The following is a 12,149-nucleotide window of genomic DNA, read 5'->3' on the forward strand; positions in this document are numbered from 1 at the left end:
CAAGACCCGATCAGTGATCAGTGCGGCTGGCGCATCGGATGGAGCGGTCCACGACAGATCCCGGGCCTCGACGTCCTCCAGAAACCGCTCTGCCACGTCTGCGATCACGTCCGCGACCCTCCGCGCATGAGAGGACATTGCCCTCGATTGCCTAATTCTTTGCGCGGATTTTACTGTCGTACCATCTCATATGGGTAAATGGAACGCTATGCCACCCTTTGGTGACTGTCCGGACGGGTGGCAGGGTGAAGCGGCAGAAGATCCGGACGGTGGATCCCTAGCCTTGCCTTCGGTGCTGAGAAGCGTCGGCGACTACGGATGGACTGTCTGTGCTCATCCCGTGTACGACGGTGATGTTGGGCGGTAGCGTCACGGTGTGGCTACCAACGACGAGCAGACGCGCTGGATCGTGCACGGTGAGCGGCTGATCTATGACAACCGGTGGATCCGGCTGGGCATGGTCGATGTCGAGATCCCGGATGGTGAGCGGTTCGAGCATCACGCGGTGCATCTGGACCGGGCTGCTATCGCCGTGGTGGTGGATGAGCAGGATCGGGTGTTGCTGATGTGGCGCCATCGGTTCCTGTTCGACCGGTGGGGGTGGGAGTTGCCCGGAGGCCTGGTTGAGGCCGGCGAGGACCCCATGCTGACGGCGGCCCGCGAGGTGGAGGAGGAGACCCCAGGCAACTGAACTTCTTCAGTACATCCACGCCACCCACCGCGACCACCTCCCGGCCCGGCTACGCACGTGGCTGTTCGCCGCCGAGGCCGAGGCCGCCGCGATCCTCGGAGACGAGGCAACCTGCCGTAGCGCGCTCGACCATGCCGCCGCGATCCTCCCCGACGGCAACGGCGACCCGGACATGCCCTACCTGTCCATCAATGCCCACCATCTGGCCCGCTGGCGCGGCAACTGCCTGGTCCGCTTCGGCGACCCCGGCACGGTCGAGGACCTGCGCTCAGCTCTGGCCGGGATGGACGGCACCTACAACCGCGCCGAAGCCGCACTCCGCTGCGATCTCGGACACGCCCTTCTCGCCCTCGGCGAACCGCAGGCCGCCCAGCCCCACATCCAGCGCGCACAGCAACTCGCGACCATGACCGGCTCACGCCGTCAGCGCAAGCGCATAGAGGAACTCTCCCGAGCGGTTACCCGCGCCCTGCGCTGAGCCGATCCCGGGCCGCGTACAGACCGACCAGCGTTCCCGAGGTCCAGATGTCACCCCGGGCGATCATGTCCGGGATCTCCTTCCACGGAACCCACTCGATCAGGTCGGCCTCGATCTCCCCGGACGGCTCCTTGACGAACTCCGCACCGCGGGCGAGGAACAGGTTGTGCTCGGAGTCGACCATGCCCGCCATCGGCTGGTAGTTGATCAGAGGCTCGATCTCCCTGACCCGAAACCCTGCCGGCCCAGGTCCATGAGGACGTATGCCTGCTCGGCGCAGACGTAGGCGAGGACGGCCGGGGTGTCGGCTTCGCGGGCCGCGGCCTTGGCGTTTTCGTAGTGGGTCCAGGCGTCGTTGAGGGCGCCGGTATTGATCGCCTGCCATCCGGCGAGTGATTCGGTCTCGGCGAGTATGTGGGCGAGTTGTGCGCGTATGCCGGGCCGTACGGCGTGGTGATGGGCGCGCCGTATTTGGGATATTTGGGCGCGCATTTTCTCGGCGATCGCCACGCTGCCGAGCCGCCGATCCAGTAGCCGCAGATTGTTGGTGTCGGTGGTGAGGATCATCACCATCGGCTGATCGACGGCGGCGGCCATCTCGATCCGCGCGGTCAGCTCGGCTATTTGCTCCTGGTGCTCGTCGTCGTTGTCGCCGCTCGGGGAGGCGATGTCGAGCGGGGCCAGGCCGAGCAGCATGCGGGCATGGTCGGGCAGGCCCAGGCCGGTGGCGACGCGCTCGAACACTTCAAGGTCGGCGACCTGACGCTGGCCGCGCATGAGCTCGCTGATGCGGCCCTGGGCGATGCCGGTTGCCGCGCTGATCCGGGTCTGACTGGCCCCGGCGTACTTGACCGCGAGGTTGAACAGCCCGGCTACATCGCGGTTTTTGAGCCTTTCGCGGCTTTCGTCGCGGTCCCACACCCATGTGGGGATCTGGATCGGTTCGAAAGCGTTCCCGTGCATTCCGGCCTCCGGTCGTTTCCCGGGCTGGTGGCGCATGGTGGCTGTTGCTGGGAACTCTATATCCCTCGGTGATATATCCAAGTGGAATAGGAGCGGAAGTTTCCCCCGGTGCATTCTCTGCGGCATGACACGAGCAGTTAAGTGCACCGCGTGCGACGGGCGCGGCTGGAAGATCGTCACCCGGCGCGGGCAGGTCGCGGCCGCCGTGCTCGGGCTGGCCACCTCCTCCCGCGAGGACTGCCTGTACTGCGACGGCGGCCAGTTGCCGGCTGAGATGTACGAGTGGGAGGTCTACAGCCTCATCAACGGCGCTCCGCAACTCGGGCCGTGCGGGACCAGTGTGGGACAGGCCACCTGCATGGACGAGTTGCGCAAGACGCTGCGCCGGTTGAACCCCGAAACCCAGCCGTACGGCCGGATCATCCACCGCGTGTACGAGTTCGGCGCGCTCCCCGACGACTGGTCCCGGAAGGTGATCTTCCGGGCGACACTCGACGCGGCCGGACAGGTCCGGTTCGAAAGGACGGCCCAGTGACTCCCAAAACCATTCATCAGCCCCCCGGCCAGATCGACGATCTGGACGCATGCCCGGCGCCGCACCTGCAGCCGCTGAAAGATGACGCCAAGCCGTTGGCGTGGCACGCCTCCCAACGGTTCGCCCGGTTCCGGGTGCTGGCCTGGACCTGCGGCGAGCATCGCGAGACCTGGTATGAGCTGTGCTCGGGCGGGGGAATGGCCTTCATCCGCCGGATGAGCGGCGACCCGGTCAAGCCGGAGGTCTCCCAGACCCACGCCTGGACGATGACCGAGGCCCACCAGGTGTGGGCGGCGCTGCTGTCCGGCCACGTGCGATAACCCCCTCCCACTTCAAGCCGCTGACCTGCTGACAGGCCGCACCTCAGCCGCTACTGTACTTGTGCAGACAAGTGGAAAAGTGATTGGGCGGTTTGGTATGAGCATGGACTTCGCCCCTCCGAAGTACGCCCAGGTGATGACGGCGATCCAACAACGGATACGAGACGGGGAGTATGCCCCGGGCACCATGTTGCCCTCAGAGACGCAACTCGTCCGCGAGTTCGGCGTGGGCCGCACCACCGTGGTCCGGGCCTTGCAGACCCTCGCCATGCAAGGCTGGATCGAACGCGAACACGGCCGCGGCTCCTTCGTCAAAGGCCGACCCGAAGCCCCTGCCGATCGGGTACGGCCCGGCTTGACCGCCACCGAACACGGCGAGACCGCCGAGTCGATCGTGAGTGTCGAGCGGGTGCCGGCGCCCCGCCACATCGCCCACCTCCTCGGCGTCGACGAGCGAACCCCCGTGATCGCCCGTCAGCGCCTCACGAAGCAGGGGGAACGGGTTTCGGCGGTGGAGACCTTCTGGTTTCCGCTGGAGGTTGCCCTCGGCACCGACCTGGACAAGCCCGATCCGCTGCGGCATGGGGTGCGTCAGCATCTCCAGGCCGTGAAACATCTGCGGTTCGATCACGTCACCGAACGCCTGGCCGCTCGCAAGCCGACCAAGGAGGAGGCCGACATCCTCGGCTCGACCTCTCCCGTGCTCGGTGTGCTGGCGACCGTGCACGACGCGGCCGGGTCGGTGCTGTTCGCGCTCAGTCTGGCTCTGCCTGGTGAACTGCACGAACTCGAAGATGTCTACTCGGTGAGGTAAGTCTCACCCACTCAACTCTCTCGGTTGCTTGTCCGGACGAGCGGCGAGGGTTAATCTGTACTTAAGTGGACAAGTGGACAAACGGATCTCTCACCACGACTTACGAAAGGACATGAGTCCAGTGTTCAAGAAACTGCCTGAGGGTGAGGCGTGCGATCTCGTCTCCACCATCCCCGGCGAGAGCGTAATGCTCTGCCCAGCGTCGGCGCCCACTCGGATGATCGTCATGATCTCGATCTGGTTATTACACGTCCTCGTGGGCCAGATCCACCTCGATATCCCCGCCCCCTTCGCCGTCGCGATCCTGGTCGGCTTCGGCCTGATCGGCGGGCTCCGTCACGGGTGTCGGCTGACTCTGGTCATCTACAGCCCGCTTGGCGTCATCCGCGGACTGCTTCCCGTGATCACCCGCACCGTGTGACCTCATCTTACGGCGTCGGATTCCTGCCGCAGGGTCTCGGTTCACGCCGGGACCCTTCAGGGGTAAGTGGTGGTGCAGGTCGACCCGGGTGCAGGTGGGTGAGGGGTTGGCCGCTCAGCAGCACCTCGCGCAGGTGTCGGTCAGCGTGCGATTCCGCATAATGCGTCGTGATTCACGCGCATGCAGCGATAATGACGCAATGTGCTTATGTGGTGGCGAGGAGTGAATGAAGGTGCTGGGATATGGCCCGACCGCCCCCGAACGGAAAGCACCTCGAATGCCTCGACGCACCGCCCTGGTAACGCTGCTCGCCGCAGTACTCCTGACTGGCTGCAGCGCTGCAGGGACTGCCCAGACAGCCCCGCTATCCACCCATTCGCCCCAAGTGGGGTCTCCGCTCGCCACGCCGAGCCAATGGGCTACACCAACACCAACGCCCACTCCCTTCAGCCCGTCCGCCACGCCGACGCCAACACCGGCGCCGGCCAAGAAGAGGAAGGCGCGGGTGAAGGTGTCGCCCAAGCCCGTGCACAGGACTGCGCGCCCATCCCGGCCGTCTGTGCGGTCCGGTGTCCGCCCTGGCGCGTTCTGCTCACCGCAGGGGGCGCTCGGCCGCACCAGCTCGGGCACATTGATGCGCTGCACCTCAAGGGGTGGGGATCGCGCACGCTGGCGTAGCACCTGAACCGAAGGGTTGCCTCGGGGCGGCAGGTGACCACACCCCCATGGGATGACCTCCCGGCCGACGTGCACACGGCGGTCCACGCCGAGTTCGGTGAGATCGCCGTTGGCGGCCCGGCCCCGTACGACCTGCGGCACGCGGCCGTGTCCCTGTGGCTCAACGCGGGCGTCCACGCACCGGAAGCCACCGCCGAACGGGCCGGACATGGCGTGGATGCCATGCTCCGGGTCTACGCGAAGTGCATCGACGGTCAACGCGAGGTCGCCAACCAGCGGACCATGGAAGTCCTCGCCGGATGAGGCGACGCGAACACGAGGGAACGAAGGGTCTCGGTCGACGCCGAGGCCCTTCGGCCTCCTTCGTGAACTGATCAATAGCCGACAATGCGCCGGTGCCACCATCGGTCGAGCTGCCACGGAAGTAGCTGAGGATGAGGCTCGGGGAGGGTGCGTCTGCGGAATTCCTCGTCGAGACGGTGCACCAGCCGCCCGAGATCTGCGCGTGCTGCCGGCGGTAGTCGACGTAGCGCGAGTTCCAGGGTGTCGCGTGCCTCAGTGGGATCACAGCATGGACATGAATGTGGCGGGACGTACAGAATCCGGCCGGGGCGTCGGAGAAAGTCTCTGTACTGATCAAAGGCTTGAGCGACGGTGTCCGTCCCCAGCCCCTGGGCCTCCAGGCGTGCGATCGCCGCATGGGTCCGGCTTGATAGGCCGGGAATCTGACGAGCTGGTCGGCCCTGTTCTCGGGCTGCTGCTTGATGAGCGCGGATGGCGCTCGGCGGCCTACGCGGCATCGCCCTTTCTGATCGTCATGAGTCGCATCGTGCCACACCTCGGCTCCGCGAACCACCCTGCCGCGTGCTCGGGGAGGCTCAGAATCGTTCCGGGGAGCGGCGAACCCTGGAGCTGACCTGCGGAAACGTCTCAATGATCATGCCGGGTATATTCCGGGAGTGGCCGCACAGGGCCGCGTCTGATGGCGTACGGCTGCGCGGGCGGTCAGGGCGCGATCAAGAGAATGCCCAGGTCAGCCGGGGTTTGGGCTGATGGGGTGAGCGCGCCCTGCAGGATTCGAACCTGCGACCGTCGGATTAGAAGTCCGATGCTCTATCCAGCTGAGCTAAGGGCGCTCGTGCCTAATTCTGCATGATCCTGGGAGTGGGTACACACCCGCTTTCCCGGATATGTGTCAGCCGACCCCGGTCCGTACGGCTGACCAGGGCATCCGCAGCAGCAAGCGTACGTGGTCTCCCCGCAGGAACCACAGTCGATGCCCGGTCGGTGACTGAGCCCGACAGCCGGCGGGCGTCGTCGCCGGTGGCCGGCGGACGGACGTCAACGGGGAACCGGCTCGTCAGTGGCACCACCGACTTCGGCCGCCGCCCGTAACGGTCATCCCTGAAGTCGGCAGCGGGAGCCGATGAGCGGCCCCGAGGAGTAGAGCACGGCGCTCCAGCCACGCCACCCGGGTCCGCGATCGGGCCTCCTGTACGCACGATGTTGCTAACATTCTTGTTAGTAACATTGATGTTAGTATCATCCGGGGGTCGGTCAGCATGGTGGATTTCGTCGGCCGCCGACAAGAGCTGGCGACGCTGGAGCGCGAGCTGCAGAAGGTCGCGGCGGGGGTCGGAGGAGAACGGCCGGGCCGGTGCGTGATGCTGCGCGGGCGGCGCCGGGTGGGCAAGTCGCGGCTGGTCGAGCGGTTCGTGGAGCGCGCCACGGCGCCGTACCTGTTTTACGCGGCCACCGGCGCGTCGCCTCAGGACGATCTGGCACGGCTGGCCCGGGACGCCCAGGCATCGACGCTGCCGCTGGCGCACCTGGTCGCCGCCGCGCGGCCGGAGAGCTGGGATGCCGCGTTCGATGTGCTGGCCGCGGCGCTGCCCGCCGACCGGCCGAGCGTCCTGGTGATAGACGAGGTGCCGTACCTGATGGATGCCGACGGCGCCTTCGAGGGGATGCTGCAGCGGGCCTGGGACAGAGCCCTGGAGACGAAACCGGTGCTGCTGGTCCTCATCGGCTCGGATCTGTCGATGATGGAGGCACTGAACAGCTACGGGCGACCTTTCCACCAGCGAGGCCGGGAGATGGTGCTCGGGCCGCTGAACCCCGCGGAGGTGGGGCGGATGCTGGGGCTGGATCCGGCGGAAGCCTTCGACGCCGCCCTGGTCACCGGCGGGCTGCCGCTGATCTGCACGGAATGGCCGCGGGGCGCGGGGCTGTGGGACTTCCTCGGCGAGGCGCTGAATGATCCGGTCTCGGCGCTGCTGGTGTCGGCCGAGCGCTCGCTGGCCGCGGAGTTCCCGCCGCAGGCTCAGGCCCGTGCGGTGCTGGCGGCGATCGGCAGTGGCGAGCGGACCTTCACCAACATCGCCCGCTCGGCCGGCGGGATCGGGGCCACGCCACTGCAGCGAGCGCTGAAGCTGCTCACGGACAAGCGGATCGTCGCTGCGGAACTGCCCGTTTCCCTGCGCCCGTCGAAGGACCGCCGCTACCGGGTGACGGATCCTTACCTGCGGTTTTGGCTGCACCTTCTCGGTCCGTTCATGGGGGAGATCGAGCGGGGGCGGGGCGATCTGACCTTGGAACGCATCCGGGAGAGCTGGACCAGCTGGCGCGGCCGGGCCGTCGAGCCGCTCATCCGGGACGCGCTCGCCCGGATACTGCCCGACGACCGGCTGCCCGCAGCCCCCGCGGTGGGTGGCTACTGGACCCGCACCAACGACATCGAGATCGACATCGTCGGGGCAGACCGCGCCCCCATCGCCAAGGAGCTGCTTTTCGTCGGTTCCATCAAGTGGCTGGAGCAATCACCGTTCGACCGGCACGACCTGGCAGCCCTCCACCGTCACCGCGCCGCGCTCACCGCCGAACCCGTCCCGGTCGTGGCGGTCTCGCGCGGTGGACTCGACTGCCCGGGACTCGATGCCGCCTACGGCCCCGGAGAGTTGCTGGCCGCGTGGCCGCAGTGAGCAGCGAACCGTACGGTGATGGTCAGGCCGCCTTACGTCTGGACGCGCAACCGGGCATCGGTACGGCCGAACGGCACGAAGTGCGCGCAAAAGTGGCGTTGGGAACTGCCAAAACCGGCGGAAGTCGCCTCCGGAATGCTGTTCTGCTCAGTAGGCTGCCTGGACATGTCCACGCGTACGGATCCTCAGGAGATCCCGCTCCATGGGGGCGACGTCACCGAGGGAGTCGTACGGGTGGGGGACACGGTCCGGCGTCCGATGCGGGCGTCGTCGCCGTCGGTGCACGCGCTGCTGAGGCACCTGGAGGCGGCCGGGTTCGACGGCGCCCCCCGCGTGCTGGGCGTCGATGAGCTCGGCAGGGAGATCCTCACGTTCGTCGAAGGCCGGGTGCCGACGCACCCGCTGCCCGATTACGCCGCAGCCGACGAGACCCTCGCCGAACTCGCCCGTCTGCTGCGGCGGCTCCACGACGCGGCGGCGTCGTTCGTCCCGCCGGCGGGCGCCGTCTGGGAGGTCGGCTCGGCCCCGGACGACGCGCCCGAGCTGGTCGGCCACTGTGATGTCACCCCGCAGAACGTCGTGTTCCGCGAGGCGGCCGAGCCCGTGCCGTACGCGCTGATCGACTTCGACCTGGCCCGGCCGACGACGCGGCTGTTCGACGTGCTCATCACGCTGCGGCACTGGGCGCCCATCGACGACCCGATCGACCGCGATCCGCTGCTGCGCACGGCGGACGTCGGGCCGCGGCTGCGGTTGTTCTGCGACGCGTACGGCCTGGCCCGGCGCGACCGGCTCCGGCTGCCGGGTCTGGCTCGCGTCCGGTTCGACCGGTCGTACGGCCTCATGCGGAAGAAGGCGCAGACGCTGGGCGGCGGCTGGGCCCGGATGTGGTCGAACGGCGCGGGCGAGCGGATCAGAAGGGCCGCCGACTGGCTGGACGCCAACGAGGACGCGCTGCGCGCCCACCTCGTCTGAAGCTCCCGCCTGACAGGTCATCGGCCGGGGTGGGGGAGAATTGCCGCCGTGATCAGAAGCAGGGCGACGGCGGCGGGCATCCTGCTGGGGGCCGCGATCGACATGGTGGTGGGCGACCCCAGGAGAGGCCATCCCGTTGCCGTGTTCGGCAACCGCGCCGCCGCCCTGGAAAAGCGCATCTATCGTGATTCTCGAGCCTCCGGGGTCGCCTTCACCGCCGCCTGCGTGGGTGCCGCGGCGGGCATCGGGCTGGCGGCCGACCGGCTGACCCGGTCGTGCCCGGTCGCCCGTACGGCCGTGACGGCCGCCGCGACCTGGGCCGTGCTCGGCGGCACGACCCTCGCCAGAGAGGGCGCACACCTGTCCGCCGCCCTTGAGACAGGCGATCTGCGGGCCGCCCGCGAGCGGCTGCCGCACCTGTGCGGCCGCGACCCGTCGAGGCTGGACGCCGGGGAGATCGCCCGCGCGACGGTCGAGTCGATCGCGGAGAACACCTCCGACGCCGTCGTCGCCCCGCTGGTGTGGGGCGCGGCCTTCGGCGTGCCGGGCCTGCTGGCCTATCGGGCGATCAACACGCTCGACGCGATGGTCGGCCACCGGTCACCGCGCTACGAGAGGTTCGGGTGGGCGTCGGCCCGGCTCGACGACGCGGCCAACTTCCTGCCGGCCCGGCTGACCGGCCTGCTCACCGTGGCGCTGGCCGGCACAGCGGGCGGCTCTCCGCGCCGGGCCGCCGCCGTGCTCCGCCGCGACGGCCGCCGCCATCCCAGCCCCAACTCCGGCCGGTGCGAGGCCGCCTTCGCCGGCGCCCTCGGCGTACGGCTCGGCGGCGCGAACGACTACGGCGGCCGGGTGGAGCACCGCCCCGAGCTCGGCGACGGCCCACGTCCGGGCGTCGCGGACATCCGGCGCTCCGTACGGCTCGCCCGCGCGGTGTCGCTCACCGCCGTCGCCCTGGCGGCGGGCACCCTGGGGATCGCGAGCCTCATCAGACATCGTCAGACATCGCCGCGGTGACCGATGAGGACGAGCCGGGGCGCATTGGTAGATTCGACATCGTGGGCAGTACCAACCGGGTCCTGCTGCTGTTCGACGGGGAATGCGGCTTCTGCCAGCTGTGCGTGAACGCCGGGCGGAGGCTGTTGCCGTACATGCCCGCCGTGCGCGCCTGGCAGTTCGTCGATCTCGCGGGTTTCGGGCTCACTCGCGAGCAGGCGGCCGCGTCCGTACAGCTCATCGGCCCGGATGGGCTGCGGGCCCAGGGCGCGCGGGCGGTCGCGCTGATCCTGGCCCTGCAACCTCTGACACGGTGGCGTACGGCCGGCAGGCTCATGCTCGCTCCGCCGCTGAGCTGGGCGGCCGATGCGGGCTACCGGGTCGTGTCCCGCTACCGCCATCGCCTCCCCGGGCGCCACACCCTGTCGCCGTGCTGACGCCTGCGGGTCAGGGGACGAGCAGCAGCTTGCCGGTGGTGCGCCGGGCCTCCAGGTCGTCGTGCGCGCGGCGCGCCTCGGCCAGCGGGTAGCGCTGTGAGACGTGCACCTTGAGCGCCCCCGAGGCCACCCAGCCCAGCACGTCGCCCGCCCGCCACAGCAGTTCCTCACGGTCGGCGACGTAGTGGGTGAGCGAGGGCCGGGTCAGGAAGACCGAGCCGGCGGCGTTCAGCCGCTGCGGGTCGAACGGCGGCACCGCCCCGCTGGCCGCGCCGTACAACGCGAGCATCCCACGTGGGCGCAGCGACGTGAGCGAGCCGTCGAAGGTGGCGGCGCCGACCCCGTCGTAGACCACGTGGGCGCCCCCGCCGGTGATCTTCTTCACCTCGTCGGCGAAGTCCTCATAGCCGATCACCTCGTCGGCGCCGGCCTGCCTGGCGAGCTTCTCCTTCTCGGGGGTGGAAACCGTACCGATCACTCGGGCGCCCCGCAGCTTGGCGATCTGCGTGAGCAGCAGCCCCATGCCGCCGGCGGCGGCGTGGACGAGCACGTCGTCGCCCTGCCGTACGGCGTAGGTCGAATGGGTGAGGTAGTGCGCGGTGAGGCCCTGGAGCAGTACGGCGGCCGCGAGGCCCGGCGACACCCCGGGAGGCAGCACGATCGCCTGCTCGGCCGGGATCACGGCCTTGGCGGCGTACGAGCCGAGCACCTGTGCCCAGCCGACGCGGTCGCCGACGACGACGTCGCTCACCCCTTCACCCACGGCCGTGACCGTACCGGCGCCCTCGGAGCCGGGGACGAACGGCACCGGCAGCGGATAGCGGCCCTCCCGGTGGTAGACGTCGATGAAGTTCACCCCGCTCGCCGCCACGTCCACCAGCACCTCACCGGGGCCGGGCACGGGGTCGGGGATCTCGGCGGGCTCCAGCGCGGCGGACCCGCCGGGGGTGTTGACGACGATGGCGCGCATGGTGGGCTCCTGTCTGTCTGCGGTATCTACGGCGTCTGCGGGTTCTCTCCCTGCCGTCCCCAAACCCACCGCCCTCACGCGTTGTTCCCCGCCTCCCCGGAGAACATCCCGGCAGGGGGCCGCAGGGCACGGCGGGGAGTGGGGCGGAGAGCCTGGCTGTCGTTCGCTATCCGGATAGCGGCCCTCGTACGGCGGATAGCCGGTCATGGCGCCCCCGCCTACTCTTCAATGCAGAACAGTCTTTCCGTCCGTGTGGAGCCTGTATCGGGGGGCGCGGCAGGGCGGAGGGGGAGGGCGTCTCGCCGGTGACCGAGGAGCACAGCATGATGAACTGCCCGACCATCGACGGCGCGGCCGTCGTCGCCACGGCACCGCCGTTCAAGAACATGTACACATGTGAACTGCCGCACGTCCCCGAGGGAGTCGGCACGGTGCGCCGCTGTGCGCAGGGCGTGCTGGCAGCCTGGGGGATCCCCGCCGCCGCCGCCCAGGAAGCCCTGCTGGCGATCTCCGACCTTGTCACCGACTCCGTCATGCACGGCCTGCCGCCGGCCGAGTTGCGGCTCTCCCTGCGCCGTGACGGCGTGCGTACGGTGGTCCGCGTCGAGATCGTCGAGACCGAGACGGCGCTGGCGCCGGTGTGGCCGGGCGTCGCACCCCGGCGTGACGTGCTCGGCTGCGGCAGCGCCCTGGTCAAGGCGCTGGCCGTTCGGTACGGCACCGACAGCCGTGCCGGCGCCGTCACCCGATGGGCCGACCTGCCGGCGTTCTGACCGTTCCCGGGCCGGCGGCTTCGGGGCCCGTGGCTTCGGGGTCAGTGGCTTCGGGGGGTCAGTGGCTTCGGGGGGTCAGTGGCTTCGGGGGGTCAGTGGCTTCGGGGGGTCAGTGGC

The 12,149-nt window shown here is 69.1% G+C and carries 16 protein-coding genes and 1 tRNA gene; 13 read left to right on the forward strand and 4 right to left on the reverse strand.

Features of this window, described 5'->3' with window-relative positions; translation table 11 throughout:
• Window positions 1-376 precede the first annotated feature (376 nt).
• Together Mth01_RS28260 and Mth01_RS30010 are read left to right on the forward strand one after the other, a co-directional pair.
• Window positions 377-691 carry an NUDIX hydrolase gene (locus tag Mth01_RS28260; protein WP_239090068.1) on the forward strand — a complete coding sequence of 105 codons (315 nt, stop codon included), beginning with the start codon at window positions 377-379 and terminating at the stop codon, window positions 689-691.
• A gap of 172 nt (window positions 692-863) precedes the next feature.
• Window positions 864-1,169, forward strand: a complete 306-nt coding sequence (locus Mth01_RS30010) for a hypothetical protein (RefSeq protein ID WP_239090069.1) — start codon at window positions 864-866, stop codon at window positions 1,167-1,169.
• Here the strand turns inward: Mth01_RS30010 and Mth01_RS28270 are convergent.
• Complete coding sequence (locus tag Mth01_RS28270) at window positions 1,150-1,362, reverse strand: NUDIX hydrolase (protein ID WP_204019017.1); 213 nt, start codon at window positions 1,360-1,362, stop codon at window positions 1,150-1,152. The genes Mth01_RS30010 and Mth01_RS28270 overlap by 20 nt on opposite strands.
• A 14-nt stretch (window positions 1,363-1,376) precedes the next feature.
• Window positions 1,377-2,132 (reverse strand): helix-turn-helix domain-containing protein, encoded by a 756-nt coding sequence (locus Mth01_RS28275; RefSeq protein WP_239090070.1) that lies wholly within the window; start codon window positions 2,130-2,132, stop codon window positions 1,377-1,379.
• 124 nt (window positions 2,133-2,256) lie between these two features.
• On the opposite strand from Mth01_RS28275, the gene Mth01_RS28280 reads away from it, so the two are divergent.
• The 6 genes from Mth01_RS28280 (at window position 2,257) to Mth01_RS28305 (ending at window position 5,203) form a co-directional block, all read left to right on the forward strand.
• Window positions 2,257-2,667 carry a hypothetical protein gene (locus tag Mth01_RS28280; RefSeq protein WP_239090071.1) on the forward strand — a complete coding sequence of 137 codons (411 nt, stop codon included), beginning with the start codon at window positions 2,257-2,259 and terminating at the stop codon, window positions 2,665-2,667.
• Window positions 2,664-2,987 carry a hypothetical protein gene (locus tag Mth01_RS28285; protein WP_239090072.1) on the forward strand — a complete coding sequence of 108 codons (324 nt, stop codon included), beginning with the start codon at window positions 2,664-2,666 and terminating at the stop codon, window positions 2,985-2,987. Before Mth01_RS28280 ends, Mth01_RS28285 begins: the two co-directional genes overlap by 4 nt.
• Before the next feature lie 97 nt (window positions 2,988-3,084).
• Window positions 3,085-3,801 (forward strand): GntR family transcriptional regulator, encoded by a 717-nt coding sequence (locus tag Mth01_RS28290; protein WP_204019018.1) that lies wholly within the window; start codon window positions 3,085-3,087, stop codon window positions 3,799-3,801.
• A gap of 121 nt (window positions 3,802-3,922) precedes the next feature.
• Window positions 3,923-4,222, forward strand: a complete 300-nt coding sequence (locus Mth01_RS28295) for a hypothetical protein (RefSeq protein ID WP_204019019.1) — start codon at window positions 3,923-3,925, stop codon at window positions 4,220-4,222.
• A gap of 414 nt (window positions 4,223-4,636) precedes the next feature.
• A complete protein-coding gene (locus Mth01_RS28300; protein WP_204019020.1) occupies window positions 4,637-4,900 on the forward strand; it encodes a hypothetical protein in 264 nt (87 codons plus the stop codon).
• A 33-nt stretch (window positions 4,901-4,933) separates the two neighbouring features.
• Window positions 4,934-5,203, forward strand: a complete 270-nt coding sequence (locus Mth01_RS28305; RefSeq protein WP_407695982.1) for a hypothetical protein — start codon at window positions 4,934-4,936, stop codon at window positions 5,201-5,203.
• Window positions 5,204-5,962: 759 nt separating this feature from the next.
• Here Mth01_RS28305 and Mth01_RS28310 read toward each other — a convergent pair.
• Window positions 5,963-6,036, reverse strand: a tRNA-Arg gene (locus tag Mth01_RS28310).
• A gap of 426 nt (window positions 6,037-6,462) precedes the next feature.
• Between Mth01_RS28310 and Mth01_RS28315 the strand changes: the two genes are divergently transcribed.
• The 4 genes from Mth01_RS28315 to Mth01_RS28330 all read left to right on the forward strand — a co-directional run bounded on the left by Mth01_RS28315 (window position 6,463) and on the right by Mth01_RS28330 (window position 10,289).
• A complete protein-coding gene (locus tag Mth01_RS28315; RefSeq protein ID WP_204019021.1) occupies window positions 6,463-7,881 on the forward strand; it encodes an ATP-binding protein in 1,419 nt (472 codons plus the stop codon).
• 165 nt (window positions 7,882-8,046) lie between these two features.
• A complete protein-coding gene (locus tag Mth01_RS28320; protein WP_204019022.1) occupies window positions 8,047-8,856 on the forward strand; it encodes a phosphotransferase enzyme family protein in 810 nt (269 codons plus the stop codon).
• Window positions 8,857-8,907: 51 nt separating this feature from the next.
• On the forward strand, window positions 8,908-9,873 hold the full coding sequence (locus Mth01_RS28325; protein WP_204019028.1) for a cobalamin biosynthesis protein: 966 nt from the start codon (window positions 8,908-8,910) through the stop codon (window positions 9,871-9,873).
• A 41-nt stretch (window positions 9,874-9,914) separates the two neighbouring features.
• Window positions 9,915-10,289 carry a thiol-disulfide oxidoreductase DCC family protein gene (locus Mth01_RS28330; protein WP_204019023.1) on the forward strand — a complete coding sequence of 125 codons (375 nt, stop codon included), beginning with the start codon at window positions 9,915-9,917 and terminating at the stop codon, window positions 10,287-10,289.
• Window positions 10,290-10,299: 10 nt separating this feature from the next.
• Here the strand turns inward: Mth01_RS28330 and Mth01_RS28335 are convergent, their stop codons facing one another.
• Window positions 10,300-11,259 (reverse strand): quinone oxidoreductase family protein, encoded by a 960-nt coding sequence (locus Mth01_RS28335; protein ID WP_204019024.1) that lies wholly within the window; start codon window positions 11,257-11,259, stop codon window positions 10,300-10,302.
• 323 nt (window positions 11,260-11,582) lie between these two features.
• Here Mth01_RS28335 and Mth01_RS28340 point away from each other — a divergent pair, with 323 nt between their 5' ends.
• The gene (locus Mth01_RS28340) at window positions 11,583-12,032 is read left to right on the forward strand and encodes a hypothetical protein (RefSeq protein WP_204019025.1); all 450 of its coding nucleotides are present in this window, start codon (window positions 11,583-11,585) and stop codon (window positions 12,030-12,032) included.
• Window positions 12,033-12,149: the final 117 nt, after the last annotated feature.

This window comes from Sphaerimonospora thailandensis (genome assembly GCF_016863115.1).
Classification (GTDB): Bacteria; Actinomycetota; Actinomycetes; order Streptosporangiales; family Streptosporangiaceae; genus Sphaerimonospora; species Sphaerimonospora cavernae.

Excerpts from the sequence above, each read along its gene's own strand:
- Mth01_RS28280 (WP_239090071.1), top strand. The coding sequence starts at position 2,257 with ATGACACGAGCAGTTAAGTGCACCGCGTGCGACGGGCGCGGCTGGAAG.
- Mth01_RS30010 (WP_239090069.1), top strand. The coding sequence starts at position 864 with ATGCCCTACCTGTCCATCAATGCCCACCATCTGGCCCGCTGGCGCGGC.
- Mth01_RS28270 (WP_204019017.1), bottom strand. The coding sequence starts at position 1,362 with ATGGCGGGCATGGTCGACTCCGAGCACAACCTGTTCCTCGCCCGCGGT.
- Mth01_RS28290 (WP_204019018.1), top strand. The coding sequence starts at position 3,085 with ATGAGCATGGACTTCGCCCCTCCGAAGTACGCCCAGGTGATGACGGCG.
- Mth01_RS28335 (WP_204019024.1), bottom strand. The coding sequence starts at position 11,259 with ATGCGCGCCATCGTCGTCAACACCCCCGGCGGGTCCGCCGCGCTGGAG.
- Mth01_RS28315 (WP_204019021.1), top strand. The coding sequence starts at position 6,463 with ATGGTGGATTTCGTCGGCCGCCGACAAGAGCTGGCGACGCTGGAGCGC.
- Mth01_RS28320 (WP_204019022.1), top strand. The coding sequence starts at position 8,047 with ATGTCCACGCGTACGGATCCTCAGGAGATCCCGCTCCATGGGGGCGAC.
- Mth01_RS28340 (WP_204019025.1), top strand. The coding sequence starts at position 11,583 with ATGATGAACTGCCCGACCATCGACGGCGCGGCCGTCGTCGCCACGGCA.
- Mth01_RS28275 (WP_239090070.1), bottom strand. The coding sequence starts at position 2,132 with ATGCACGGGAACGCTTTCGAACCGATCCAGATCCCCACATGGGTGTGG.
- Mth01_RS28300 (WP_204019020.1), top strand. The coding sequence starts at position 4,637 with ATGGGCTACACCAACACCAACGCCCACTCCCTTCAGCCCGTCCGCCAC.